The following is a 25,163-nucleotide window of genomic DNA, read 5'->3' on the forward strand; positions in this document are numbered from 1 at the left end:
GGGCACCCCCGGTCGGGATCGCTCATGTCATCGAGACGCCTGAAAAGGTCAGACGAGCTCGGTGACGGTACCGCCGGCGGCGGTGATCTTCTCCTTGGCGGAGCCGGAAACGGCGTCAACCGAAACCTGCAGCGCGACGGAGATCTCGCCCTGGCCGAGGACCTTGACGAGGCTGTTCTTGCGAACGGCACCCTTGGCGACGAGACCCTCGACGGTGACCTCGCCACCCTCCGGGTACAGCGCGGCCAGCTTGTCGAGGTTCACGACCTGGAACTCGGTCTTGAACGGGTTCTTGAAGCCCTTCAGCTTCGGGAGGCGCATGTGGAGGGGCATCTGCCCGCCCTCGAAGCGCTCCGGAACCTGGTAGCGGGCCTTCGTGCCCTTGGTACCACGACCGGCCGTCTTACCCTTCGACGCCTCACCACGACCCACACGGGTCTTGGCGGTCTTGGCGCCCGGGGCGGGACGGAGGTTGTGGATCTTGAGCGGGTTGTTCTCCGCCATGATCAGTCGACCTCCTCAACCGTCACGAGGTGGCGGACGGTGTGCACCATTCCGCGGAACTCGGGGCGGTCCTCCTTGACGACCACGTCGTTCAGGCGCTTGAGCCCGAGCGAACGCAGGGTGTCGCGGTGGTTCTGCTTGCTGCCGATGTACGACTTCGTCTGCGTGATCCTGAGCTGAGCCATGATTACGCACCCGCTCCCGCACGTGCACGAAGCAGAGCCGCGGGGGCGACGTCCTCGAGGGGCAGACCACGGCGGGCCGCGATCTCCTCGGGACGCTGCAGACCCTTGAGGGCCGCCACGGTCGCGTGCACGATGTTGATCGCGTTGGACGAGCCGAGCGACTTCGACAGGATGTCGTGAACGCCGGCGCACTCGAGCACAGCACGCACCGGGCCACCGGCGATAACGCCGGTACCGGGGGAAGCAGGCTTGAGCAGGACGACGCCCGCGGCCTTCTCGCCCGTGATCGGGTGCGGGATGGTGCCCTGGATACGGGGGACCTTGAAGAAGTGCTTCTTGGCCTCCTCAACACCCTTGGCGATGGCGGCCGGCACCTCCTTGGCCTTGCCGTAACCGACACCCACGGTGCCGTCACCGTCGCCCACCACGACCAGCGCGGTGAAGCTGAAGCGACGACCACCCTTCACAACCTTGGCGACGCGGTTGATCGCGACAACGCGCTCAACGTACGCGGTCTTCTCGGCAGCAGCGCCGCCGTCACGGCCCTTCCGGTCCCGCCGCTCGCCGCCACCGGCACCGCTTCCGCGGCGCTGGGGTCCAGCCATTGGATTACCTCTCTCTTTTTCCGCTAGCTACGCAGCGACCTAAGTCGCTAGCGCGACGGGCGACTCAGAACTTGAGTCCGGCTTCGCGGGCGGCGTCCGCCAGAGCGGCAATGCGCCCGGCGTACTGGTTACCACCACGGTCGAATACGACAGCCTCGACACCGGCGGCCTTGGCGCGCTCGGCGACCAGGGCGCCGACCGACTTGGCCTGCGCGGACTTGTCGCCCTCGCCACCACGGACCGTGGTGTCCAGGGTCGACGCCGACGCGAGGGTGTGACCCTTAACGTCGTCGATGACCTGGGCCACGATGTGACGGTTGGAGCGCGTCACGACCAGGCGCGGACGCTCAGCCGTACCCGAGATGTGCTTACGGATCCGGATGTGACGGCGCTTGATGGCAGCACGCTTGTAAGCGTCGCCCTTAGCAATCTTGACACCGTATGCCATGGCTTACTTACCCGCCTTTCCGACCTTGCGGCGGATGACTTCGCCTTCGTACTTGACGCCCTTGGCCTTGTACGGGTCGGGCTTGCGCAGCTTGCGGATGTTGGCCGCAACCTCTCCGACCTTCTGCTTGTCGATGCCCTCGACCGAGAACCGCGTCGGGTTCTCGACCTTGAAGGTGATGCCTTCGGGGGCCTCGACGGTGATCGAGTGGCTGTAGCCGAGCGAGAACTCCAGGTTGGAGCCCTTCGCCAGGACGCGGTAACCGACACCGCTGATCTCGAGCTTCTTCACGTAACCCGTGGTCACGCCGGTGATCATGTTCGCCACCAGCGTGCGGGACAGGCCGTGCAGGGCCTTGTTCTGACGCTCGTCGTTCGGGCGGGTGACATTGAGAATGCCGTCCTCACCCTTGGCGACCTCGATCGGCGCCGCGACGGTGTGGGAGAGGGTGCCCTTGGGGCCCTTCACCTGGACCGTACGGCCGTCGATGGTGACGTCCACGCCGGCGGGAACCGTGATGGGGAGCTTGCCAATACGCGACATAGCTGTTTCCTCCGTTCCCTTCCGTTACCAGACGTAGGCGAGAACTTCTCCGCCTACGCCCTTCTTGCCGGCCTGCTTGTCGGTGAGGAGACCGTGCGACGTGGAGATGATCGCCACGCCGAGGCCACCGAGCACCTTGGGCAGGGAGGTGGACTTCGCGTACACACGCAGACCCGGCTTCGAAATCCGCTTGATGCCCGCGATGGAGCGCTCACGGTTCGGGCCGAACTTCAGCTCGAGGACGAGCTTCTTGCCGACCTCGGCGTCCTCGACCTTCCAGCCGGTGATGAAGCCCTCCTGCTGGAGGATCTCCGCGATGTGCGACTTGATCTTGCTGTGCGGCATCGCGACATCGTCGTGGTACGCCGAGTTCGCGTTACGCAGACGAGTAAGCATGTCTGCGATGGGATCAGTCATGGTCATGAATTGGCCTTCGGCCTCTCTCGCCGGGGTTTCCTGTATGCGCCATCCCTCTCCCCACTCAGTGGCGGGACGGGTGCGGTGCGGGGACCTACGGCGTAGTAAGTCGATTGGGGCGGCAGGCGCCCAACCCTCCTAGCCTAAGCCATGGAGAGCAGGGCACCTGACCGAACCCTTTACTTACCGAGAGCCCTGGGATCCCTTGTTAGGGGGACTACCAGGAGCTCTTGGTCACGCCCGGCAGCTCGCCGCGGTGAGCCATCTCACGAAGGCAGACGCGGCACAGGCCGAACTTGCGGTACACGGAGTGCGGACGACCGCAGCGCTGGCAGCGCGTGTAGCCACGCACACCGAACTTGGGCTTACGAGCAGCCTTGGCAATCAGAGCCTTCTTCGCCATCTCGCTTACGCCTCCTTGAAGGGGAAGCCGAGGTGACGGAGAAGGGCGCGGCCCTCAGCGTCGTTGGTCGCCGTGGTCACCACGGTGATGTCCATACCCCGGACGCGGTCGATCTTGTCCTGGTCGATCTCGTGGAACATGACCTGCTCCGTGAGACCGAAGGTGTAGTTGCCACGGCCGTCGAACTGCTTGGGGGACAGGCCGCGGAAGTCGCGGATGCGCGGCAGCGCGAGCGACAGGGTGCGGTCCAGGAACTCCCACATGCGGTCGCCACGGAGCGTGACGTGGGCACCGATCGGCTGACCCTCACGCAGCTTGAACTGCGCGATGGACTTGCGGGCCTTGGTGACGGCCGGCTTCTGACCGGTGATCGTGGTCAGGTCACGGACGGCACCGTCCATGAGCTTGGAGTCACGGGCGGCGTCGCCGACACCCATGTTGACCACGATCTTGACGAGGCCGGGAACCTGCATGACGTTCTCGTACGAGAACTCCTCACGCAGCTTGCCCGCGATCTCCTCGCGGTACTTCGTCTTGAGACGCGGAGTGGTGGTGGTAGCCATCAGATGTCCTCACCCGTCCGCTTGGCAACGCGAACCTTGTTGCCCTCATCGTCGAAGCGGTAACCGACACGCGTGACGACCTTGTTGCCGTCCTTCTCCACGACGAGCTGAACGTTGCTCACGTGAATGGGGGCTTCGGTGGTCACAATGCCGCCGGCCTGCGAACCGCTGGCGGTGGGGCCGGCCTTCGTGTGCTTCTTGACCCGGTTGACACCCTCGACCAGGACGCGCTCGTCGCGCGGGTAAGCGGCAATGACCTTGCCCTGCTTGCCCTTGTCCTTGCCGGTGATGACCTGAACCGTGTCACCCTTCTTGATCTTCATGCTTACAGCACCTCCGGCGCGAGCGAGATGATCTTCATGAACTTCTTCTCGCGCAGCTCACGGCCGACGGGGCCGAAGATACGGGTGCCGCGAGGGTCGCCGTCGTTCTTCAGAATGACGGCGGCGTTCTCGTCGAAGCGGATGTACGAGCCGTCCGGACGGCGGCGCTCCTTGACGGTGCGAACGATGACCGCCTTGACGACGTCACCCTTCTTCACGTTGCCGCCGGGGATCGCGTCCTTGACGGTGGCGACGATGACGTCACCGATGCCCGCGTAGCGGCGACCGGAGCCACCGAGCACACGGATGCAAAGGATTTCCTTCGCCCCCGTGTTGTCGGCGACACGCAGTCGCGACTCCTGCTGGATCACGTCTATCTCCTGATTGTCTGCCGGTTCCCGCGGGGATCCCTTCCGGGTCGCCCCGCGAGCCTGGCGGAACCGTCCTGCGGATAAGCCCCGCAGGAATTACTTGGCCTGTTGAGGGAGAAAACCTCCGCCGGGGGCCGGGCACCTGACGGTGCGGCAGGCCCCCGGCGGGGGGGCAACGGGGGGACCGAGTCCCCCCGTTTGATTACTTCGCCTTCTCGAGGATCTCCACGATGCGCCAGCGCTTCGTCGAGGACAGCGGACGCGTCTCCATGAGGAGGACGCGGTCGCCGATGCCCGCGGCGTTCTGCTCGTCGTGGGCCTTCAGCTTGCTCGTACGGCGGATGACCTTGCCGTACAGGGCGTGCTTGACGCGGTCCTCGACGGCGACGACGACGGTCTTGTCCATCTTGTCGCTGACGACGAGACCCTCACGGGTCTTGCGGAATCCGCGCGCCTCAGTGGTGTTCTCGGTCACGTTGCTCTCGCTCATCAGGCGCTCTCCACCGTTTCGATGCCCAGCTCGCGCTCACGCATCAGGGTGTAGATCCGCGCGATGTCCTTGCGGACGGCCTTGAGCCGACCGTGGTTCTCGAGCTGACCGGTCGCCGCCTGGAAGCGGAGGTTGAACAGCTCTTCCTTGGCTTCGCGAAGCTTCGCGAGAAGCTCCTCGTCACCCAGTTCGCGCAGCTCGGACGCCTTGGTACCGGCCGACATCACGCTTCACCTGCCTCGCGCTTGACGATCCGGCACTTCATCGGCAGCTTGTGGGCTGCGCGAGTGAGGGCCTCACGGGCGATCTTCTCGTTGGGGTAGGACAGTTCGAACATGACCCGGCCCGGGTGCACGTTCGCGATCCACCACTCCGGCGAACCCTTACCGGAACCCATGCGGGTCTCGGCAGGCTTCTTGGTGAGCGGGCGGTCCGGGTAGATGTTGATCCAGACCTTGCCGCCACGCTTGATGTGGCGGGTCATCGCGATACGGGCGGCCTCGATCTGGCGGTTCGTCACGTACGCCGGCGTGAGGGCCTGAATGCCGTACTCGCCGAACGAAACCTGCGTACCGCCCTTGGCCTGACCACGGCGCTTGGGGTGGTGCTGCTTGCGGTGCTTGACCCTACGGGGGATCAGCATGTCGGTCAGGCCTCCGTTCCGGTGCTCTCAGCCGGAGCGGCAGCCGCCGGAGCCTCGGCCTTGGGGGCCTCGGCAGCGGGAGCCTGCTGCGGCTTGCGGCCGCGGCCGCCACGCTCGCCACCACGGCCACCACGGCCGGCCGGGCGGTCGTTGCCGCCACCACGGGCCGGGCGGTTGCCGGCGCGGGCAGCGGCGTTCTCGGCGCGGACCTCGGCGATGTTCTTGACGTCGCCCTTGTAGATCCAGACCTTCACACCGATACGGCCGAAGGTCGTCTTGGCCTCGAAGAAGCCGTAGTCGACGTTCGCGCGGAGCGTGTGCAGGGGCACACGGCCCTCGCGGTAGAACTCCGAGCGGGACATCTCGGCGCCGCCGAGACGGCCACCACACTGGATCTTGATGCCCTTGGCGCCGGCCTTCATCGTGCCCTGCATGCTCTTACGCATGGCACGGCGGAAGGAGACGCGGGAGGACAGCTGCTCGGCAACGGCCTGAGCAACCAGCTGAGCGTCGGTCTCGGGGTTCTTGACCTCGAGGATGTTCAGCTGGACCTGCTTGCCCGTGAGCTTCTCGAGGTCACCGCGGATGCGGTCGGCCTCGGCGCCACGGCGGCCGATGACGATGCCGGGACGCGCGGTGTGGATGTCCACCCGCACGCGGTCACGGGTGCGCTCGATCTCAACCTTCGAGATGCCGGCGCGCTCCATGCCGGACGTCATCATCCGACGGATGGCGACGTCTTCCTTGACGTAGTCCTTGTACAGCTTGTCGGCGTACCAACGGGACTTGAAGTCCGTGGTGATGCCGAGCCGGAACCCATGCGGGTTAACCTTCTGGCCCATTACCGGGTTCCTTCCTTGCTGCTGACGACCACGGTGATGTGGCTGGTCCGCTTGCGGATCCGGTAGGCACGGCCCTGGGCGCGCGGACGGAACCGCTTCAGGGTCGGACCCTCGTCGACGTACGCCTCGGAGATGAAGAGGCTGTCGGCGTCGGTGTGGTCGTAGTTGTGCGCGGCGTTGGCAATGGCGCTGTCAAGCACCTTGCCGACCGGCACGCTCGCGGCCTGCGGGGCGAAACGCAGGACCGCCTGAGCCTCCGTGGCATCCATGCCACGGATAAGGTCCACCACGCGGCGGGCCTTCATGGGCGTAACGCGGATGTACCGCGCCTGGGCCCTGGCTTCCATGGTTGTCCTTCCAGTGTCTGTCATGGTCGATTCCACCCCGCGTTAGCGGCGCTTCGACTTCCGGTCGTCCTTGACGTGACCCCGGAAGGTGCGCGTCGGCGAGAACTCGCCGAGCTTGTGGCCGACCATCGACTCGGTGACAAACACCGGAATGTGGGTCTTGCCGTTGTGCACCGCGATCGTGTGGCCGAGCATGGCCGGGATGATCATCGAGCGACGGGACCAGGTCTTGATGACGTTCTTGGTACCGGCTTCGTTCTGAGCGTCCACCTTCTTTACGAGGTGGCCGTCAACGAAGGGTCCCTTCTTGAGACTGCGCGGCATCTAAACCCGCTCCTAGCGCTTCTTGTTCGTCTTGCGGCGGCGGACGATGTACTTGTTCGAAGCCTTCTTCGGCGAACGAGTACGACCCTCCTTCTGACCCCACGGGGAGACCGGGTGGCGACCACCGGAGGTCTTGCCCTCACCACCACCGTGCGGGTGGTCAACCGGGTTCATCGCCACACCGCGGACGGACGGGCGAACGCCCAGCCAGCGCTTGCGGCCGGCCTTACCCCAGTTGATGTTGCTCTGCTCGGCGTTGCCGACCTCGCCGACCGTGGCGCGGCAGCGCTGGTCGACCAGGCGGATCTCACCGGAGGGCATGCGGAGGTGGGCCATCGTGCCCTCCTTCGCGAGCAGCTGCACCGAGGCGCCGGCGGAGCGGGCGAACTTGGCGCCGCCACCGGGACGGATCTCGATCGCGTGGATCGTGGTACCGACCGGGATGTTGCGGAGCGCCAGGTTGTTGCCCGGCTTGATGTCGGCCCCAGGACCGTTCTCGACGCGGTCACCCTGCGACAGGTTGCGGGGGGCGAGGATGTAGCGCTTCTCGCCGTCCGCGTAGTGCAGCAGCGCGATGCGCGCGGTGCGGTTGGGGTCGTACTCGATGTGCGCGACCTTCGCCGGCACGCCGTCCTTGTCGTGACGACGGAAGTCGATCACTCGGTAGGCGCGCTTGTGTCCGCCACCCTGGTGGCGAACGGTCACACGACCGGAATTGTTACGGCCGCCCTTGCTGTGCAGGGGGCGAACCAGCGACTTCTCCGGCGTGGACCGCGTGACCTCGACGAAGTCGGCGACGCTGGAGCCACGACGGCCCGGCGTCGTCGGCTTGTACTTGCGGATTCCCATTTCTCAGTCCTCGTCCGATATCGGACCAGGGCGCTCCGTTAGGAGGCCTGGCCGAAGATGTCGATACGGTCGCCCTCAGCGAGGGTCACGATGGCGCGCTTGGTGTCAGCACGCTTACCGAAACCGCTCTTGGTGCGCTTGCGCTTGCCCTGGCGGTTGATCGTGTTGACCCCGGTGACCTTGACCGAGAAGACCGCCTGGACGGCCTGCTTGATCTGGGTCTTGTTGGCGCCCGGCGCGACGACGAAGGTGTACTTGCCCTCGTCGAGCAGCGCGTAGCTCTTCTCGGAGACGACCGGCTTGAGGAGCACGTCACGGGGGTCCGTGAAGCTCTTGCTCGCCGGCGTCTCGACGGTGTTCTTGCCCTCGGCCTCGTGGCGCTTCGCCTTGGCGACGCGCGCGGCCTTGGCGGCCTTGGCCGCCTTGGAGGCAATGCTCGGGTGACGCGTAGCCATCAGGCTTCGCTCCCTTCGGTGTCAGCGGCCTTGGGGCCAGACACGAAGGACTCGAAAGCGGCCTGGGTGAAGACCACGTCGTCCGAGACGAGAACGTCGTACGTGTTCAGCTGGCCCGGCTCCAGGATGTGGACCTGGGGCAGGTTGCGCGCGGAGAGCAGCGCGGCCTCGTCGGAGCGCTCGATGACCAGGAGCACGTTCTTGCGCTCGCTGACCTTGCCGAGGAAGCTCTTGGCGGCCTTGGTGGAGGGGGTCTCGCCCTCGATCACGCCGGTGATGACGTGGATGCGAGCGTTGCGGGCCCGGTCGGTGAGGGCGTGGCGCAGGGCCGCGGCCTTCATCTTCTTCGGGGTCCGCTGCGAGTAGTCACGCGGCGTGGGGCCGTGGACGACGCCACCGCCGGCGAACTGCGGCGCACGGGTCGAACCCTGGCGCGCGCGGCCGGTGCCCTTCTGGCGGTAAGGCTTCTTACCGCCACCGCGGACCTCGCCACGACGCTTGACCTTGTGCGTGCCCTGACGGGCGGCGGCCAGCTGTGCGACGACGACCTGGTGAAGCAGGGGAATGCTGATCTTCTCTACATCGAAGATCTCGGCCGGGAGCTCAACGGTCCCGGCGTTGTCGCCGGAGGGCGACAGAATGTCAATGGTGCTCATAGTCCTCAGGCCCCCTTGGCCGCGGTACGGACCAGGACGAGGCCGCCGTTCGGACCCGGGATGGCTCCCTTGATGAGGAGCAGGCCCTTCTCCGCGTCAACGGCGTGAACGGTCAGGTTCTGGGTGGTGACCCGCTCGTTGCCCATGCGGCCCGCCATGCGGACGCCCTTGAACACACGGCCCGGGGTGGCACAGCCACCGATGGAGCCGGGAGAGCGGTGCTTGCGCTGGACACCGTGGCCGGCGCCGAGGCCCTTGAAGTTGTGACGCTTCATGACACCGGCGAAGCCCTTGCCCTTGCTCTTGCCGGTGACGTCGACCTTCACGCCCGCCTCGAAGACCTCGGCGGAGATCTCCTGGCCGAGGGTGTACTCGGAGGCATCCGCGGTGCGGATCTCGACGAGGTGACGACGGGGGGTGACGTCGGCCTTGGCGAAGTGACCCTTGAGGGGCTTGTTCACCTTGCGCGGGTCGATCTCGCCGAAGGCGATCTGGACCGACTCGTAGCCGTCGCTGTCGTTGGTACGCACCTGGGTGACGACGTTCGGGCCGGCCTTGACGACGGTGACCGGAACAACACGGTTGTTCTCGTCCCACACCTGCGTCATGCCGAGCTTCTCGCCCAGGATGCCCTTGATCTGCTTAGCCATTCTCAGATCACCGATCCCTAGAGCTTGATCTCGATGTCGACACCGGCCGGGAGGTCGAGTCGCATCAGAGAGTCAACGGTCTTGGGCGTCGGGTCGAGAATGTCGATCAGGCGCTTGTGCGTGCGCATCTCGAAGTGCTCGCGCGAGTCCTTGTACTTGTGCGGCGACTTGATGACGCAGTACACGTTCTTCTCAGTGGGCAGCGGCACCGGGCCCGCGACCGACGCACCAGTGCGGGTCACCGTCTCGACGATCTTCTTCGCCGAGCTGTCGATGACCTCGTGGTCGTAGGCCTTGAGCCGGATGCGGATCTTCTGTCCCGCCATGGCTACTCAGTAGTCCTTTGTCTCGTTAAACGCCCTGGAACCCGGGGGTTCGCGTCCCTTGCCTCCGACCCACGCGGTCGGGTGTGTCGCGCTCCTGCCGCAGAGATATCCGTATACGGATTTCCCTACAAGGGACGCGGCCCGCCCGAAAGCAACCGCAGGACCGGGGGCTGAACACCCACCGGGAGCCTGGTCTGCACCCCGCTGACACTTCCCGGAAGATTCCCGTACGTCCGCCCGAGCGCTGCCTCACGACAGATCGAGCGACGAGTACTGTGGGACTCGCTTCCAGTCCTCCCGGCGGGAGGCGCGCAGCATCGGCACTCGACCGAGCAACCCCGTTAGTCTGCCATACGCGGCGGGGGGCTGGCCAATCGAAGCCGAGGATCGTACCCCGAAGGTGACGCAGGTCAAACCCAGGGAGCGTGCGCGCCCTGGCGGAGGTCGTTCTCACCGACCTTGGGGTGACGGACCGGGATGCGCATACACGGTGAGTACGCATCCACACACCAGGTGACGCTCGCCGAATCATCAACCGCGCACTGACCACAGCGGCAGCGATCAGCGCGGATACGTCAGCTCCGCAGCGGGGCCGGCGCCTGCTGAGCCGGGAGTTCCGGATCGCCCCACTCGGTCATGGGCGTACCCGACGGATATCGGGCGCACTCGGAGTAGGCGTCTACACCCAGACGGTCATAGGGGTAAGCCTCGACCCGGACGACGTCGCCGGTGCCCGGGGGCTGCACGCTCAGTACGGTCCAGTAGTCGCTGATCTCGTACCTGGTGACTTTCCAACCGCGCCGCGTCAATTCCTTGCGCGCCCGTCGCAGCGCCGACACCGCCTGAGACGGGGTAACGCCCTTCAACCCCCATTCGCTGCTCACCGCGACCACACCCGGCACACTGGGCGGTGAGTCGCTCACCTGCTTGGCCAGGTCCTTGAGCCCGGTGTAGTAGCACCCGGAGCGGTCGGCCTCCTGACCGCCGCTGGGCCATTTGGGGTCCAGCGTGGCCTGTGGCAGGTCGAGTGTGTCGTAGACCTGTTGCGTGAGGCCGTCGAGGCGTTGCGAGGTGACGGCTGGATCCGCGACGGGGTAGGGATCGCCGTTCCAGAGCGTCCCGACCCCACGAGCGACCGACACCCCTCCGGCAGCCGTCACGGCCATGGCCAACGCGGCGGCTGTGGCGAGAAGGATTTTCCGGTGCGTTCCGAGGGGACCGCGTAGCTGTGTCATGCGGAGATCGTGCGACGGACACGGCAAGGGGGTCATGAGCACCCGTACTCAACTGCCGTCTGGTCCAACGGCCGTGGAGTCCTTCGCCCAAGCCCGTGTCTCACCGGCCTGCCCGTCACACCTTGAACAGCACCCCGCGCCAGGTCCAACCCGCGTCGAGGACCACTTGCTGGAGGGGGTTCCTCATATCCCGCGTGTCGAAACGGAACGTCTCGACCTTGCGTCGGCGCCCGTCGGTTCCCCGCTCGTACGTCCACTGGCGGGAGACCGTGGTCGACCGCCCGCGGCCGTACTCGCGCGACAAGCCCCGCCTGGGCGGGTCCCCGATCAAGGTCACCTGCAACTGCTCGTCGAGGGTCCGCACCTCGCGCCTCTGCGGGTCCAGCCGCATCCGGGTCTTGAGGGACCGCTCCAATTGCCTACGGAAGGACGCGGAGCCCGTGGCGGGCTCCAGGACCCGCCACTCCGCCACGAGATCAGCCTTCTCGGCGGGGAGTGCGTTGCGCACGCGGAACGGTACGTCCGGCCCGTTGAGCGCGAGCAGCGCCGCCCGGAGTTCCATGGCCGGCAGCGGTACGACAGCGCTGTCGGGGTACTTGGTGCCGGTCAACTTGTCGAAGAAGCCCATCGGATCAACCTGCCTGAGTATGCGCGCACGGACGTGATGAGTACGCCTCCCGATGCCTCGGGCGGCCGTCGTCGATGGGGTTCTGCCGCTTCTCACCTGGGATCACAGCCTGTGCCGGGCCCACGGCGAGCTCTGGGACAGTCATGGGCGTGGCAGTGGCTGTGTCCTGACGACCACCCACGGCCGTACCACCTGTCGGGCCGATCAGAACTGCTCGATCTTCTGGCCGTCCGGAACCTGATAGCAACCGGATACGACGAAGAAGTTGAGGTTCGGAGGATTGTCCTTTGCCTGATAGATGACGTTGACGCTGAATTTCTTCGTGTCGTTGTCGGCCCTGAGGCTGAGGTTCTTGTTCCGGCTGCTGTCCGGTCCGTATTCGACAACCTCCCAGCCATGCTTGGGCAGTTCTGACTTCAGCTGTTCCATCGCGCCCTCGAGCCGCTCGGACGCGGTCGGAGTGAATGACCAGGAATGGAAGATCTGGAAGTACTTATCCGGGTCCTTCTTTCCGCACTCCTTGACCCCCGGTCCAGTGTCGGACGCCTTCCCTTTGAGACCGATCAGGTTGTACAGCTCGCTGGAAGTCTTCTTCGCATGCTCGGCAGCTTCACTCGACGTGCTGACGCCGGAAGATGGGATTTCGTCGGAACTATTGGTGTCAGTCATGCTGCATCCGGTGAGGGTCGCAAGGGCGATGGGCAGGGTGAGCGCGATTGCGCCCAGTTTCGTCTTCAAATCGGGGACCTCGTTCGATCGAACCGGGACACGGGCCGGCCTGTTGGTCGGGCAGCCATGCTTCCTACTTCACATGCGCCCAGGGGTCCGGCGGCGGCTTGAGCTGTACGTCGTCGCCCTTACCGACCGCGACCCGGGCCTGGTTCCGCAGGCTGTCGGAGCCCACATCCCAGTAACCGCTGTGGCCCTCGGTATCCGTGGTCATCTGGTTGGCGCCGAAGCTCGGATCGCTGGGGACAACCCAGCCGTCCCCACCGTGGCCGAAGCGACCGATATCCGGAACAGGGTCTCCGTCGGCCTCCTCGTTCCACACGTGCCCCGCCGGGACATCCAGGTCCGTTGCGTGGGAAACCTTGACGCCGGGGCTGCCCGCGAGGACAACATCATCGGCGTTGAGCTGCCCTGTCTGGGCCGCAGCGCCGACAAGGGTCGTTCCGTACGAGTGCGCGATCACAGTCCGGTGTGGATCCGAATCACCTGAATGCGACGCATCAAGACCGTCCATGAAGTCGCGGAATGCCGGAGCACCGTCATATGCATAATGTTCAAACGGCGAGTCTTTGACGAGATTCTGAGGCGCATCGTAGCCGAGCCAGGTGATAGTGGAAACTGACTCGCCATGTGCCTCGGTATTGGCCACACGCCACAGGTCTGTCATCCGGCCGATATCACCGTTGACTTTACCCAGATTCGATGTGGTGCCCGGCACATACACTGCCTGGTGATCAGCAGTATCGGGATTTCCGTTGGCGACAATCGCCCGCCCATTGCCGTCCGCGCTAAACCCTAGGAGGTACGCCTCGGGCAGTCCACCATTACCCGTCGCGTCGAAGCGGGTCTGGATCGATTCCATGCCCTTGAGGGATGCGGTGAGGTGGTCGTACCGGTCCCCGTACTTGTTGTACCACTCCATCCATTCATCGGTATGCACCTTGGACGCGTAGCCCCCGGCGCTGATCCAGGTCCACTCATTGAACGGCGGTGCCGGCATCGAATTCAGCTCAGTCTGCATCGTGCCCCGCTTCTCGTCGAACACGATCCGGTTGGCCTCGTCCCGAACCGTGGCAGGCAGGCCGTCGAGCGCGCCCACGGAGTCGGGACGCATGGAGACCCACGCGGCCTGCTCCTCCGCGCTGAGTCCCTTCCACCACTCCGCGTTGTCCTTCGGGTTGCCGTTCTTGGGCGGCTGCGGCAGCGAGTCGAGATACTTCTTGCCCGCCTCGCTCACACCCTTCGTGTCCGAGGAAGCGTCGGCCCAGTCCTTGTCTGAAACGGTCAGATCGTCGTCCGCCTTCAGCGCCCGCAGCTTCGGCGCCCATTTCTCGTCGGCCTCCGTCGCCTCCTTGAGGGCAGCGGCGATCTGGTCCGCGTAGTCCTGTGCGAGGCGATGGTTGGGGTTGGGGTCGAAATTGGCCGCCTGACGGCCCACCGCGGAGGCCGTGTCATCCGTCAGACCGCCCACCGTGCCGCCCTCGGGGATCTTGTCGTCCTCGCCCTTCTCCCCGCCCGGCGGATAGGTGATCGAGCCGTCGGCGTTCACGGTGAGCTTCGCCGCCTGCGCGCCATCGAGCGCCCCGTCGAGCTTGCTCTTGGCCGCTCCTACCTCGTACGAGAAGGCTTCGAGAGCCGTGCTGACGAGACCGCACTCGACCTGGACGTAGTGGAAGTTCTTGCCCAGCTCCGTCAGTTGCGTGATCGCCGCGGTCGCGGCCTCGCCCTTGAGGGAGTTCCTCATGGCCACGACGATCTGGTTGTCGATACGGTCCTTGGCCGCCCTCGCCATGTCAGAGGTGCTGCGATATCCGTCGGCCGCTTCCGAGAACTCGGTCGGCTTGAGGGCTTTGAGTGCTGCGAGGTCCATGACGTGTCGTTACCGCCCCTTGTCCTGCCCGCCGACAGCCGGGGTATCCGAATACGCGACCTTCAGATTGCCGATCTCGACCTCGACGGCCTCGTCGGTCTTCAAATGCTCGTTACCCGTCTTCTCCAGCACACCCGAGAGCTTCCCGCACCGTCCGCTCACATCCTTGACGTAGCGCTCCCACGAGTCGTAGACGTCCTTCTGGGCCCCCACGGTCAGGCAGCCGGCATCCTCAGCAATGCCGTTCTGGCCGCCCGCCAGCCTCTCCAGCGCCTTGCCGATGCCCTCACGGAGTGAACCGACGTCTTCCCCTGCCTTGGCCCAGGCGCGCCTGTTCGACACCAGCGTGCCGCCGGCACCACCCGGGTCCATCGGTACGTGGTTCAGCTGCATCTGGGCAGAATCCCGACCTGCCGCCGCGGTCTTGAGCTGTTCCCACTCGTCCCACGCCATGCGTGGCCCCTCCCCCGTATCTCGCCGTACGCCGCCTCGCCCATGTGAATGTGCACCCGCGACGCTTTGATGATCGAGAAATACGGTAGCGCCGCTTCATCACATGCCCCATCCGTATCGGCCACCACAGCGCTTGAGTATCCGTACTCAGACGGCGCCAGGGCCTCGACTGGAAGAGGCATTGCCGTCCGGAGCGCTGGGAGGCGAATACGGCGGAGGCGCGAACCCCGGTGCCGTATAAGGGAGTTGTCCTGCTGTGGTCGCTGTTGCCGAGCTCGGGCTCACGGTGGCCCTGCGCTTGCGGATGACCAGGAAAGCCCCGACCGCCGCGCCGAGGAGTGCGACGGCGCCGATACCCAGCGTGATCCAGAGGGTGTTGCTGCCGTGGTCCTTCGAGGAGGCTTCGGCTGCCGCGTCCTTTGCCGGAGCAGCGGGGTCCTTGCCGGCAGCAGCTCCAGGCGACGGTGACGCCGAGGTGCCGCCAGGGAAGTCCGCGAGCGGGTAGACGTCGGCCGGGCCCGGGTCACCCGGGGTCTGCAAGGCGATGCGGGGGCGAACGATGCCGTAGCCGATGGAGTCGTTGCGTTTCGAACCGTCTGTGGGGCCGCCGGCGGTGTTGAGCATGACCCGTAGGACCTGGTTGTTGGTCCAGGTCGGGTGTTTGGACCAGATCAGGGCGGCGCTGGCTGAGGCCAGGGCGGTGGCGTCGCTGGTGCCGTGGGAGCGGCACAGGTCGGTGCCGTTCAAACACGTGTGGTAAATCTCGTCACCGGGTGCAGCGATGTCCACTTGGGGGCCGTACTGGGATTCGCTGGTCTTGTGAAGGCTGCGGCCGACTGCACCGACGCCCACCACACCCGGAGTTGCCGCTGGGTACTCCAGGCCCGAAGTGCCGTCGTTTCCCGTACCGGCGAAGATCAACGCCCCCTTGTCCAAGGCGTACCTCACAGCCGCGGCGAGTTGTTTCGATCCTTCGAACGTCCGCATCGAAATGTTGATGACCCGTGCACCGGAATCGACGGCGTAGCGGATTCCGGTGCTAACCGTGTCGTTGAACTCCTTGCTGTACAGGTTGGAGTCCAATCCACGGTCTGGTACTCGGATGGGGAGCACCTTTGCGCCAGGCGCGAGGCCGAAAGTTCCGGTGCCCCCATTTGCCTTGCCGGTGCCGGCAATCGCAAGGGCCATCGCAGTTCCGTGGCCGTCGTAGTCCGTGTGTTCATCTCCGGGCGACAGCGGTGCCTCGTCCTTGCCCGGGAGTACCTGCCCCTTCAAGTCGGCGAGGTCGTCCTTGACTCCTGTGTCGATGACAGCGACCGTCACCCCTTTGCCCGTGCTGGTCTGCCACATCTGCTCGGCCTTCATGGCCGTGAGGTGCCACTCCCTCTCACGGATGGACTCCGCGTGGGCGGGAGTGGCCGCGCTACCGACCAACAGCAGGCCCACGGCTCCGCAGACAACGCTTCCGTAGCGGGCATTCCTCATCGTGGTGGCAGGCATCTGCTTCCTCTTGGTGTGTGCAGGTTCAGTCGATAGCTGGTGACTAGGTGGTCGAGCGGCCGTTCTGCTGCTCGGTCTCCTGCTCCTCGCTTCGCTCGTCGGCCCTTCTGCCCTGCTTGTTGTTCTGTCGCGAATTCGATGGCCGAGTGCCGTTCGACAGCGCACCCGTACGTCCAGCTGCGCTTGATGCGGGCGTGCCGTCACCAGAGTCCTGGTTCCGTACCAAGCCCGAGCCACCAGGGGTGAACGGCCGGCTTCCCGAGCGTCTCTGCGGCTGTGGACGGCCGCCGACGACTCCACGGTCCGCGCCTGCGCCCGTGCCCATGGCCCGACGGCCGGCCGGTGTCGCACTCTGCCCGACGCCCGCTCGCCCTGTACTGGCGGGGGTCCTCTGAGTGGTCGAGCCACGGCCACCAGCCGAGCTGTGCGTTTCACCGCCGACAACATTGCCTCGCGGCAATCCACCGGCGGGCCGACCCGCGGGCGATCCAGCGGCCGACGACGTGGGGCGGCCTCCGACGATGCCGGAGCTGCCGCCCGGCGCACGCCCGGGAGTTGCGCCCGTGATTCCTCGGCCCGGAGGCACTGCGGGGCGGCCGCCGACCACTGGCCGCGCCGTGCCTGTCGGGCCCTGCGGCTCGGTCGTACCACCGATACCCGGCACACCTCTGGAGACCGGGCCTGCCGGCCCACGCCCGGGTTGGGCCGAAGGACGGCCACCGATTGTCGTGCGGCCCAGTCTCGGGGGTTTCACGGATGGGCTTGGTACGCCGCTTACCGTCGGCGGGATCGGCCCCGTGGGCAGTGCCCCGCCGCCATCAGCCCTGCCTCCGTTCGGCGGCCCGACCGGGCTCGCTGAAGGTGCTGATGGCGATTGCGGAAGCACCTCCGTCCCGTCAACGTTCATACGCACACGGTCCGAGGGATCGGGCAACGACTGCTGGGGTGTGCCACGCGAGTGGGATTCGACGTTGGCTGCTCCGTCGCCCCCAGTTGCCTGGGTCATCACTCGATGTGATCCGCTGGTCGGAGAAACTTCCGTCACTCCTCCGGCCGAGGATGTGCGAGCGCCGCCGCCTCCGCCGGACACGACCTCATCGTCAGAAACTTTGCCCGGTGTCGGCTGAATCGCCTCCGGCGGCGGCGGAAACTTAGGCCTTTCCAGCCCATCCAGTTGCGTCGCCGACAGCTGGTACGCCTGTCCCAGCTTTGTCATCTGGGCGGCTGCCTCCTGGCGGACCTTCTCCTTGTTCGCCGCCAGTGCCGCGAGTTCGGTCGTGGACTTGCTGCTCACCGCTGCCGCGTCGGGGTCGTTGTGGGCGGCTGTCGCCGCGTCCAGGTTCGCCTGGGCGCCGGCCTTGTCGCGGGGGATCGACGCCTGGACCGTGGCGATCGCGTCGGAGGCGTGCCCCAGCCAGGTCGCCGAGTCCTCGCTGAAGTCGCCCAGGCGCAGGGTCGAGTTGGCGAGGTCGCCCGTCCAGGCGCGGAACGCGTCCGCTCCCTCGCCCTTCCATTCCACCCACTGCGGGCGGACCTTGAGCTCTTCGGCGATCTTGCGGATCTCCTTGGCCGCCGCGGTCAGCCGGGTGGCGGCGGCCTGCACCGTGCCGGCGTTCGCCTGGTCGAGCCACGCCAGCATCTGGTCGTGGCTCATGTCCTCGAAGGACGTACTGCCGCCGGTTCCCTTTCCGGACATCAGATCGTGCCTCCCGAGTCGCCGCCCGAAGGCGTCTGGTCCGGCTTCGCGTCGCTGCCGCCGTCGTGGCTCTTCTTCGGGAGGCCGGGGTCGTATTCCCCGCCGTAGTGCTTCGCGGTCTCCGCGCTGATCGCCTTCATACGGTCGCGTACGTCCAGGTCGATGTTCTGATAGCCCTTGTGCGAGGCCAGCACCGCGATGTTCATGCCCTCCATGGAGTCGGACAGCAGTTTGGAGAGGCTCTCCAGCTCCGTGATCACCGTCTCGTACGAGGTGAACAGTCCCGATGCCTCCGCCCACTCGCCCGCTCCGCCGCCGAACTGGTGGCGTGCCAGCTGCTCCTGCCCCACCTCGCCCGGACCCGCCGCCGAACCCTTCAGGTCGCGGATCAAGTCATCCACACGCTTCTGGAACTTCGTGAACGACGACAGCTCGGTGACCACATCACCGATCGCGTTCTGCGCCGCGTCGAACACGCCCGACGCCCACGACGACGGTCCAGGCGCCGCCCCACTATCGCTCGGCAACACAATCTCTCCCCCGTACAGCCAAATCAGCCGAAGCTTCAGCTGCAACTCTAGCTATCGACTGTGACAGTCCACAGACGGCCTCTGGCGGAGAGTGACCGGAATCGGGCCACTCTGAAGGGTGACTCGGACAGTCGCCTAGGCCGGTGAGCAAGGGCATGGCTCCACTCAACCCCCCCCCCGCAGGAGACGGCACATGAGTGTCCGTACTCATCTGCGGGAGCGGGGGTATCCAAGTGTCCGTCCCGGCCGAACTCTCGATCTCGATCTCGATCTCGATCTCTCATCACCGGAGCACGGCGGAGTGTGTTCCGGTGCCACCGGCGCTCTTCCCTAAGAACCACGAGGAGAAAGAAACCCCACCAAGCCCCACCCCTCCCGCCCGCCGAAACGGTGACCACCGCGCAAACTCACTCCCGCGAGTGAATATGCCCAACTCAGGTGGATTCGGGGTCGGTTGCCTGCCTTACGCTCAGCGCGACAGAACACAACCGCAGACATACGGCGGACATGCGACGGCCCCCGCCGGGACTAGCGATCCCTGCGAGGGCCTGACCACCGAGGAAGTTAGGCCCTTCCTGATGGACACCCCGAACCCTAGCGCGCCCTCGCACCCCCAGTCCCGTATCGCGGGCAAAAACCACCCCCACCAGAACGCTCACGCCCGTCCCGGTGGCGTCATCCACGACAACACCCGCCACACCACCCGCTTCACGGTGATCGGCAACCACCTCGCCCAGCACCCGGAGCTCTCAGGACTCGCGATCGGGCTGGCCGTCTACATCCAGTCGCTCCCCACCGGTGCCCGCGTCGACATCAAGACCCTCGCCGCCCGGTTCCCCGAAGGCCCGACCCGTATCGCCGCCGCCCTGCGCGAGCTCGAAACCCACGGCTACCTCCGCCGCACCCGCGAACGCACCCCCGGCGGCCGCATCGTCACCCGCACGATCTCCTGCAACCAGCCCGGACAGCACGGGACCACGGCCGACACCCCCAGCAGGCCCACCCGACGCCCGGTCCCAGCCGAACGCCCGCCCCGCAAGCTCCTCCCCACCGTGCCCCGGCCCGCGCACGCCTCCCCCACCCTCCTCCGGATCGCCACCGACCTCCTCGCCGGCCTCCGCCGTCACGACCCCCGCCTGCTTCTCTCCGGCAGCGACACGGAGCACCTCGCCCCCGGAGTCGCCGCCTGGCTGGAACGCGACCTCACCCCCACCGCCGTACAACACGCGCTGACCGCGGACCTGCCACCGGAGGATCTACGCCGCCCAGCCGCCCTTCTCGCCCATCGACTCGCCGCGCAGCTGCCGCCTCCGCCGCCGTTCCGCGGGCCCGCGCCGCCCCCGGACGTACGACATCCGCTCCAGAACTGCGAGGGCTGCGACCGCGCCTTCCGCTCCCCCGTGCCCGGGCGCTGCCGCGAGTGCCGATCCGATCTCCTGGAGGCCGCATAGCATGAACGTGACGATCCTTGCCCCCGGGCACGGCAGACGAGGAGCGAGCGCCATGACCATCGCCGCGGACGACGCGCAGCAGGGCGCCTCCCATCTGTACCGGGCCATGCGGGACTTCGTTCAGTCCATGGACGACACCCTTCCCGGCAAGTTCGAGATCACCAGGGAAGGGATCGTCCACGACATGATGTCGCCCGTGAAGCAGCACGAACTCACCGCGCTGCGCCTCCGGAAACGCCTCGAGAAGGTGATGCCGGAGAGCCTCGTGGCCCACACCGGTACCCCGGACGTGGAAAACGAGCCCGAGGGCGTCATGCGCCACCCCGACGTCATGCTGATCGCCGAGGCAGACATGGAGGGAGACGGCTCCTTCGACCCCCGTACGATCATCGCCGCCATCGAGATCGTTTCCCGCTCGAACCCGGACAACGACTGGGTGAGCAAGGTGCGGGACTATCCGTTGCTGGGCATTCCGTTGTACGTGATCTTCGACCCGCGCGTGGGAGAGGGTGCCGTCCTCTCCGACATCCACTCCACCCCGCACGGCCCCCGCTACGCCACCCGCAAGGACTTCGTCTACGGCGAAGAGGTCACCATCGCCGAGTGGACGATCTCGACCGCGGACCTGCCCCGGTACCCGAACCAGTAAGCCGGACCGCGGCGACGAAGGCGCGACGAAGGCATTCCGCTGCCGCGCCCGGAGCACTCCGCCGCGACACCTCACCCCCGCCCCACCATGCTGAACGCATGGCAGAAGAGACCAGCACACTCGCCGAGCGGCCCGAGCGGCCCCTTCCCCCTGTCCGGGACTGGCCCGCCGGTGAGCTGAACGCCACCGAGTTCGAGCCGGTGCTCGCGGAGCTGATGCGGGAGGGGCCGCTGACGCGGATCCGGCTGCCGTACGGGGAGGGCTGGGCGTGGCTGGCGACGCGCTACGACGACGTGAAGATGATCACGAACGATCCCCGGTTCAGCCGGCGGGAGGCCTCCGTCCAGCAGGTCACGCGACTCGCGCCGCACTTCGCGCCGCGCCCCGGGGCCCTGGCCTGGGCCGATCAGCCCGACCACAACCGGCTCCGGAACGCCGTCACGGCCGCCTACACCGTGAGCGCCGTGAAGCGCCTGCGCCCCCGTGCCCAGGAGATGCTCGACGTCCTGGTGGACGGGATGGTGGCGGACGGCCCCCCGGCCGACCTGGTCGAGCGGGTCCTCGAACCCTTCCCGATCAACGTCGTCTGCGAGGTCATGGGCGTACCCGTCGACGAGCGGCAGAAGTTGCACGACTGGACGCGGGAGATCATCTCCACGGCGGGCGGCGCCGAGGCCTCCGAGCAGGCCAAGAAGGGGCTCTTCGGGTGGATCGGGGAGGCCGTCCGCGAGCACCGCGACAGCGAGAGCGAGAGCAAGAGCAAAAGCGACGGTGACCGCACAGATGTGCTGGCCCTGCTCGGTGGTGCCGTGCGGCGCGGCGAGCTCGGCCTGGAGGAGGCGATCAGTGTCGCCGGGCCGCTCCAGATCGGCGGCGAGGCCGTCACCAACAACAGTGGCCAGATGTTCTACCTCCTCCTCACCCGGCCCGACCTGCTGGAACGCTTCCGCGACGACCCCGCCTCCCGCCCGGCGGGCATCGAGGAACTCCTGCGCCACATCCCGCACCGCGCCGCCGTCGGTCTGCCCCGCATCGCCACGCAGGACGTCGACATCCACGGCACCCTCGTCAGCGCGGGCGACGCCGTCTACGTCTCCTACCTGGCCGCCAACCGCGACCCGGACGTCTTCCCCGACCCCGACCGGATCGACTTCGACCGGGACCCGGGCGCCCACGTGTCGTTCGGCAACGGGCCGCACTTCTGCACGGGCGCCGTCTTCTCCCGTATGCAGATCGAGCTGCTGATCGACACCCTGCTCGAACGCCTGCCCGGGCTGCGTCTCGCCGTACCCGCCGACCAGGTCCCCTTCCGGCAGCGCACGATGATCCGCGGTCCGGTGGCCTTGCCCGTCACCTGGTGACACCCCGGTCCACACGGTGACTCTCCGGCGGGCCCAGGTACGTCGGCCCGAGCCCACCCGTGTCGATCACCAGCCGTTGCAGCACCACCGTCGGGTCGACCATCCAGAACTTCAGGCGGTGCACCCCGGGAGCGGCCATCACATGCCTCGTCGACGTCACGTTCACGTTGTCCGAGGTGTTGCGGGCCCACTGGCTGTTCATCAGGCCGTCGTCGGCTCCCGTGGCCGCGTGGATGTCGACCATCCGCGGCGGCGCGTCGTCGAAGGAGAGCGCGTAGCGCAGGCCGCCCGTCGGGAGGGCCGGGTTGCGCGGGGACAGGTACGCCCACACGGTCACCGTGCCGGCACTCAACAGGCTCACCTCGTACTCCAGGCGGGGGGAGTCCGCGCTGCCCGGCGTCCGGCGCGGGGCCGTCACGGGGTACGGCGTCATGCCCGCCCCGGTGCGGCCGATCCGGTCGATCCGCCGCCAGGTGCCCACCGCCCGTACGCAGTGCTCCGCGTCCATCGCCACATACCCGCCCGCCTCGACGAATCCCCGCAGCCCACGGGCGGCGGGGTGCTCGGCGATCACCGGCACGACCACCGAGGCTCCCGCGCCGCTCACCGTGATCCGGGCCTGCGTACGGCCGTGCGGCGCCCGCGACCAGTCGGCCTTCACCACCACCCGCGCCTGGTCACGGACTCTCCCGCGCGGACGGTCCACGGTGATCCACGGCTCCGAGGCCTCGATCCGGTAGTCGAAGGCGTCCCGGCCCCGGTTGAACACCTCGATGTACGGCGCGGGGCCCGTCCGGTACGGGCTCAGCACCGCCTCCGCGCTCGGGGAACCGTCGACCGCCACCCCCAGCTCGGCGCCCGGCGGCAGTTCGATGCGGCGCACCGCGGGGAACAGGACGTCCGGCAGTGCCACGTTGTTCAGCTCCGGCTGCTGCCAGCTCGCGTTCGGGCCGTAGCGCGCCACATCGCCGTAGTCGATGTGCGGCTGCGTCTGGAAGCCCGCCCATTTGCCGCCCGCGACGCCGTGGTTGAAGCGTTCGGCGAGCGCGAAGTCCCGTCGCAGGCCCGCCTCGGCCGCCGCGGCCAGGTCGTTCGTCGCCGCCCGGCCCTGTGCGGCGTAGAGCAGGTTCGTGAACTCGGCCTCCCGCAGCTCGTACAGGTTGGCCGTCGCCTCGACCTCGTAGCCGACGAGCTCGAACCACGCGTCCCGCGCCGAGTCCGGCAGCCGTCGCGCGATGTGCCCGGCCCGTGCCGCGAGCGTCCGCCACTCCTGCGTGACCTGCTCGAGTTCGCGGCCGTAGAAGGGGGTTGCCTGGTCGTCGTACACCACCGCGCCCGATGCCGGGTGGAGGGTGATCCGGCGGTTGAGGAGTTCCGGCTTGCGGCGCGACTGGAGTTGTCCGTACGTCGCCAGTACGTCCGCGATGGCTGCCGCGTACCGCGCGCCGAAGTTCTGCCGCACGTACCGCCTCTCCCACGCGCCGAGCGCGGCAGGGTCGTCCCAACGGCCGGGATTCCACGCGTAGTCGAGGAAGAATTCGGTGGGCAGCTCGTTGCCCTTGAGGTCGCCGACGTTCGTCACCCACAGCCCGTGGTTGCCGTACGCGTGCGCCTGGTGGAGCTGGTCCCAGAGGTTGGGCAGGTTGGCCGTGTCGACCCACTTGTAGTTGCGGCCCGCGCCCACGTAGTCGAAGTGGTAGTAGAGGCCGTAGCCACCGGGCCGCGCGGGTTCGGCCGGGTCGGGGTGCTTGCGGATGTTGCCCCAGTTGTCGTCCGTCAGTACGACGGTGACGTCGTCCGGAGCCCGCAGCCCGCGGTCCCAGTACCGCTGGACCTCCTTGTAGAGCGTCCACACCTGGGGGACCGAGGCCGGGTCGCGGCCCGTCACCTCGGCGATGATCGTCCGCTGCGCGTCGATGATCTCCCGCATCAGCTCGACGCCGTCGCCGTCCGGCAGGCTGGTGTCGCCGTTTCCGCGCATCCCGAGCGTGACGACGCCCTCGAAGTCCTGGTCGGCCATCCGGCGGATGCCGTCGCGCCAGTACGCCTTGAGCGCGTCGGCATTGCGGCGGAACGACCACTCCCCCGTACCGCCGTACGGGTCATGGCCGGGCGTGACGACGGTTCCGGCGCTGTCACGCACGGCGGGTACCGCGTGCCGGTTCCACTCCTCGATGCCCCGCATCATGGGCGCCTCGTGAGACGTGCCCATGACAATCCCGTACTCCTTGGCGCGGGCATGGTTGCGCGGATCGTCCTCGGCGAAGGCGCGGCCCCACACCGCCGGCCACAGGTAGTTCGCCTTCAGGCGGAGCAGTACCTCGAAGACCTTCGCGTTGAAGCCGCCGTCGTACCCGGGCGCCTTGCCGGGGCCGAAGTAGGCGGGGGCCCAGGTGCCGAGGGCCGGGTTCTCGTCGTTGATGAAGATCCCGCGGTACTTCACCGCGGGAGTGCCCTGGGTGTGCCGTCCCGGCAGCACGTGGAGCGCGTCGCGGTGGACCGGGCGTACGTCGTCCCACCAGTACCAGGGCGAGACGCCGATGCCGTACGAGACGTCGTACGCGCCGAAGATCGTGCCGCGGGGGTCGCTGCCCGCGATGACGAAGGCCCGGTCGACGCCGGGCATCGGCCGCTCCACGACGGTCTGCAGGGAGGTCTCCCACCGTCCCCGCACCCCCGTGACATCCACCTTCCCGGAGGTGATCAGGCCGTCGATCAGCGGGCTGCGCCCGATCGTCCCGACGAGCACGACCTCCCGGGCCATCCCGTCACCGGACCGTACGTCCGTCACCCGTTCGAGGTCGTCACGGAGGTCGCCCGCCACCCGTACGACTCCGGGGTGGTCCTCCGGGGACACCACGACCGGCGCGCCCACCAGCGAGAACGCTCCGCCGGTGAAGGAGATGTACGCGCCGGGGTCGGTGGGCCGCGGCCGTCCACCGTCCGCCCACGCCTCGCCCGACAGCACCGGTAGCGCCGCGAGCCCCGCACCGAGCCCCGCACCGAGAACGGTCCTGCGACTGACGTCTCCAGACATGCCTCACCCCTCGCCCCGACGGCGTACGAATTTGCTCAGCGGCATGACAAATAGTGGAGGGAGGGTCACGCGGGGGGAAT

At 67.2% G+C, this 25,163-nt stretch carries 33 protein-coding genes; 3 read left to right on the forward strand and 30 right to left on the reverse strand.

Annotated elements, in window-relative coordinates; all coding sequences use genetic code 11:
* Positions 1-48: 48 nt before the first annotated feature.
* From rplO to ACZ7M2_RS11600, 29 genes are all read right to left on the reverse strand, one after another.
* Positions 49-504: a 50S ribosomal protein L15 gene (gene rplO / locus ACZ7M2_RS11460; protein ID WP_060901489.1), complete on the reverse strand. Its 456-nt coding sequence runs from the start codon at positions 502-504 to the stop codon at positions 49-51.
* 2 nt (positions 505-506) lie between these two features.
* A complete protein-coding gene (rpmD, locus tag ACZ7M2_RS11465) occupies positions 507-689 on the reverse strand; it encodes a 50S ribosomal protein L30 (RefSeq protein WP_060901490.1) in 183 nt (60 codons plus the stop codon).
* A 2-nt stretch (positions 690-691) separates the two neighbouring features.
* The gene (gene rpsE / locus ACZ7M2_RS11470) at positions 692-1,294 is read right to left on the reverse strand and encodes a 30S ribosomal protein S5 (protein ID WP_055513610.1); all 603 of its coding nucleotides are present in this window, start codon (positions 1,292-1,294) and stop codon (positions 692-694) included.
* A gap of 64 nt (positions 1,295-1,358) precedes the next feature.
* Positions 1,359-1,742, reverse strand: coding sequence for a 50S ribosomal protein L18 (rplR, locus tag ACZ7M2_RS11475; RefSeq protein WP_067367094.1), 384 nt, complete (start codon positions 1,740-1,742; stop codon positions 1,359-1,361).
* Positions 1,743-1,745: 3 nt separating this feature from the next.
* A complete protein-coding gene (rplF, locus tag ACZ7M2_RS11480) occupies positions 1,746-2,285 on the reverse strand; it encodes a 50S ribosomal protein L6 (RefSeq protein ID WP_067367096.1) in 540 nt (179 codons plus the stop codon).
* 24 nt (positions 2,286-2,309) lie between these two features.
* A complete protein-coding gene (rpsH, locus tag ACZ7M2_RS11485; protein WP_055614920.1) occupies positions 2,310-2,708 on the reverse strand; it encodes a 30S ribosomal protein S8 in 399 nt (132 codons plus the stop codon).
* Positions 2,709-2,919: 211 nt separating this feature from the next.
* Positions 2,920-3,105 (reverse strand): type Z 30S ribosomal protein S14, encoded by a 186-nt coding sequence (locus ACZ7M2_RS11490; RefSeq protein ID WP_003948630.1) that lies wholly within the window; start codon positions 3,103-3,105, stop codon positions 2,920-2,922.
* Between the two features lie 5 nt (positions 3,106-3,110).
* Positions 3,111-3,668, reverse strand: coding sequence for a 50S ribosomal protein L5 (rplE, locus tag ACZ7M2_RS11495; RefSeq protein ID WP_190037508.1), 558 nt, complete (start codon positions 3,666-3,668; stop codon positions 3,111-3,113).
* Positions 3,668-3,991, reverse strand: a complete 324-nt coding sequence (rplX, locus tag ACZ7M2_RS11500) for a 50S ribosomal protein L24 (protein WP_067367101.1) — start codon at positions 3,989-3,991, stop codon at positions 3,668-3,670. The genes rplE and rplX overlap by 1 nt, the downstream gene beginning before the upstream one ends.
* A gap of 2 nt (positions 3,992-3,993) precedes the next feature.
* A complete protein-coding gene (gene rplN, locus ACZ7M2_RS11505; RefSeq protein WP_003998823.1) occupies positions 3,994-4,362 on the reverse strand; it encodes a 50S ribosomal protein L14 in 369 nt (122 codons plus the stop codon).
* A 202-nt stretch (positions 4,363-4,564) separates the two neighbouring features.
* A complete protein-coding gene (gene rpsQ / locus ACZ7M2_RS11510) occupies positions 4,565-4,852 on the reverse strand; it encodes a 30S ribosomal protein S17 (protein ID WP_352046436.1) in 288 nt (95 codons plus the stop codon).
* Positions 4,852-5,076, reverse strand: coding sequence for a 50S ribosomal protein L29 (rpmC, locus tag ACZ7M2_RS11515; protein ID WP_003998824.1), 225 nt, complete (start codon positions 5,074-5,076; stop codon positions 4,852-4,854). The genes rpsQ and rpmC overlap by 1 nt, the downstream gene beginning before the upstream one ends.
* Entirely contained in the window at positions 5,076-5,495 is a 420-nt protein-coding gene (gene rplP, locus ACZ7M2_RS11520; protein WP_010986348.1) for a 50S ribosomal protein L16, read from the reverse strand. Before rplP ends, rpmC begins: the two co-directional genes overlap by 1 nt.
* 5 nt (positions 5,496-5,500) lie before the next feature.
* A complete protein-coding gene (gene rpsC, locus ACZ7M2_RS11525) occupies positions 5,501-6,337 on the reverse strand; it encodes a 30S ribosomal protein S3 (RefSeq protein ID WP_067367107.1) in 837 nt (278 codons plus the stop codon).
* Positions 6,337-6,684 (reverse strand): 50S ribosomal protein L22, encoded by a 348-nt coding sequence (rplV, locus tag ACZ7M2_RS11530; protein WP_003974262.1) that lies wholly within the window; start codon positions 6,682-6,684, stop codon positions 6,337-6,339. The genes rpsC and rplV overlap by 1 nt, the downstream gene beginning before the upstream one ends.
* Positions 6,685-6,726: 42 nt before the next feature.
* Complete coding sequence (rpsS, locus tag ACZ7M2_RS11535; RefSeq protein ID WP_015035577.1) at positions 6,727-7,008, reverse strand: 30S ribosomal protein S19; 282 nt, start codon at positions 7,006-7,008, stop codon at positions 6,727-6,729.
* 12 nt (positions 7,009-7,020) lie between these two features.
* Positions 7,021-7,857 (reverse strand): 50S ribosomal protein L2, encoded by an 837-nt coding sequence (rplB, locus tag ACZ7M2_RS11540; protein ID WP_153289116.1) that lies wholly within the window; start codon positions 7,855-7,857, stop codon positions 7,021-7,023.
* 38 nt (positions 7,858-7,895) lie between these two features.
* The gene (gene rplW / locus ACZ7M2_RS11545; RefSeq protein ID WP_067367110.1) at positions 7,896-8,312 is read right to left on the reverse strand and encodes a 50S ribosomal protein L23; all 417 of its coding nucleotides are present in this window, start codon (positions 8,310-8,312) and stop codon (positions 7,896-7,898) included.
* A complete protein-coding gene (gene rplD / locus ACZ7M2_RS11550; protein WP_266437244.1) occupies positions 8,312-8,968 on the reverse strand; it encodes a 50S ribosomal protein L4 in 657 nt (218 codons plus the stop codon). Before rplD ends, rplW begins: the two co-directional genes overlap by 1 nt.
* Before the next feature lie 5 nt (positions 8,969-8,973).
* Positions 8,974-9,618, reverse strand: coding sequence for a 50S ribosomal protein L3 (gene rplC, locus ACZ7M2_RS11555; RefSeq protein ID WP_319090400.1), 645 nt, complete (start codon positions 9,616-9,618; stop codon positions 8,974-8,976).
* 17 nt (positions 9,619-9,635) lie between these two features.
* The gene (gene rpsJ, locus ACZ7M2_RS11560; protein ID WP_003948644.1) at positions 9,636-9,944 is read right to left on the reverse strand and encodes a 30S ribosomal protein S10; all 309 of its coding nucleotides are present in this window, start codon (positions 9,942-9,944) and stop codon (positions 9,636-9,638) included.
* A gap of 575 nt (positions 9,945-10,519) precedes the next feature.
* Positions 10,520-11,179: a hypothetical protein gene (locus ACZ7M2_RS11565; protein ID WP_471595047.1), complete on the reverse strand. Its 660-nt coding sequence runs from the start codon at positions 11,177-11,179 to the stop codon at positions 10,520-10,522.
* A 115-nt stretch (positions 11,180-11,294) separates the two neighbouring features.
* Positions 11,295-11,807 carry a hypothetical protein gene (locus tag ACZ7M2_RS11570; protein WP_471595048.1) on the reverse strand — a complete coding sequence of 171 codons (513 nt, stop codon included), beginning with the start codon at positions 11,805-11,807 and terminating at the stop codon, positions 11,295-11,297.
* 204 nt (positions 11,808-12,011) lie between these two features.
* Complete coding sequence (locus tag ACZ7M2_RS11575; RefSeq protein WP_471595049.1) at positions 12,012-12,545, reverse strand: hypothetical protein; 534 nt, start codon at positions 12,543-12,545, stop codon at positions 12,012-12,014.
* 64 nt (positions 12,546-12,609) lie between these two features.
* Positions 12,610-14,406 carry an alpha/beta hydrolase gene (locus ACZ7M2_RS11580; RefSeq protein WP_471595050.1) on the reverse strand — a complete coding sequence of 599 codons (1,797 nt, stop codon included), beginning with the start codon at positions 14,404-14,406 and terminating at the stop codon, positions 12,610-12,612.
* 9 nt (positions 14,407-14,415) lie between these two features.
* On the reverse strand, positions 14,416-14,859 hold the full coding sequence (locus ACZ7M2_RS11585) for a hypothetical protein (RefSeq protein ID WP_471595051.1): 444 nt from the start codon (positions 14,857-14,859) through the stop codon (positions 14,416-14,418).
* Between the two features lie 147 nt (positions 14,860-15,006).
* Complete coding sequence (gene mycP, locus ACZ7M2_RS11590; protein ID WP_471595052.1) at positions 15,007-16,359, reverse strand: type VII secretion-associated serine protease mycosin; 1,353 nt, start codon at positions 16,357-16,359, stop codon at positions 15,007-15,009.
* 43 nt (positions 16,360-16,402) lie between these two features.
* A complete protein-coding gene (locus ACZ7M2_RS11595; RefSeq protein WP_471595053.1) occupies positions 16,403-18,055 on the reverse strand; it encodes a translation initiation factor IF-2 in 1,653 nt (550 codons plus the stop codon).
* Entirely contained in the window at positions 18,055-18,531 is a 477-nt protein-coding gene (locus tag ACZ7M2_RS11600) for a hypothetical protein (RefSeq protein ID WP_471595054.1), read from the reverse strand. Before ACZ7M2_RS11600 ends, ACZ7M2_RS11595 begins: the two co-directional genes overlap by 1 nt.
* Positions 18,532-19,163: 632 nt before the next feature.
* Here ACZ7M2_RS11600 and ACZ7M2_RS11605 point away from each other — a divergent pair.
* The 3 genes from ACZ7M2_RS11605 (at position 19,164) to ACZ7M2_RS11615 (ending at position 22,046) form a co-directional block, all read left to right on the forward strand.
* Positions 19,164-20,036 carry a helix-turn-helix domain-containing protein gene (locus ACZ7M2_RS11605; RefSeq protein ID WP_471595055.1) on the forward strand — a complete coding sequence of 291 codons (873 nt, stop codon included), beginning with the start codon at positions 19,164-19,166 and terminating at the stop codon, positions 20,034-20,036.
* Positions 20,037-20,088: 52 nt separating this feature from the next.
* Positions 20,089-20,685: a Uma2 family endonuclease gene (locus tag ACZ7M2_RS11610; protein WP_471595056.1), complete on the forward strand. Its 597-nt coding sequence runs from the start codon at positions 20,089-20,091 to the stop codon at positions 20,683-20,685.
* Positions 20,686-20,783: 98 nt separating this feature from the next.
* Entirely contained in the window at positions 20,784-22,046 is a 1,263-nt protein-coding gene (locus ACZ7M2_RS11615) for a cytochrome P450 (RefSeq protein ID WP_471595057.1), read from the forward strand.
* On the opposite strand, the gene ACZ7M2_RS11620 is transcribed toward ACZ7M2_RS11615, so the two are convergent.
* Positions 22,036-25,083, reverse strand: coding sequence for a glycosyl hydrolase 115 family protein (locus ACZ7M2_RS11620; protein WP_471595058.1), 3,048 nt, complete (start codon positions 25,081-25,083; stop codon positions 22,036-22,038). The genes ACZ7M2_RS11615 and ACZ7M2_RS11620 overlap by 11 nt on opposite strands.
* Between the last annotated feature and the right edge of the window lie 80 nt (positions 25,084-25,163).

It is taken from the genome of Streptomyces sp. NPDC111507, from assembly GCF_055638955.1.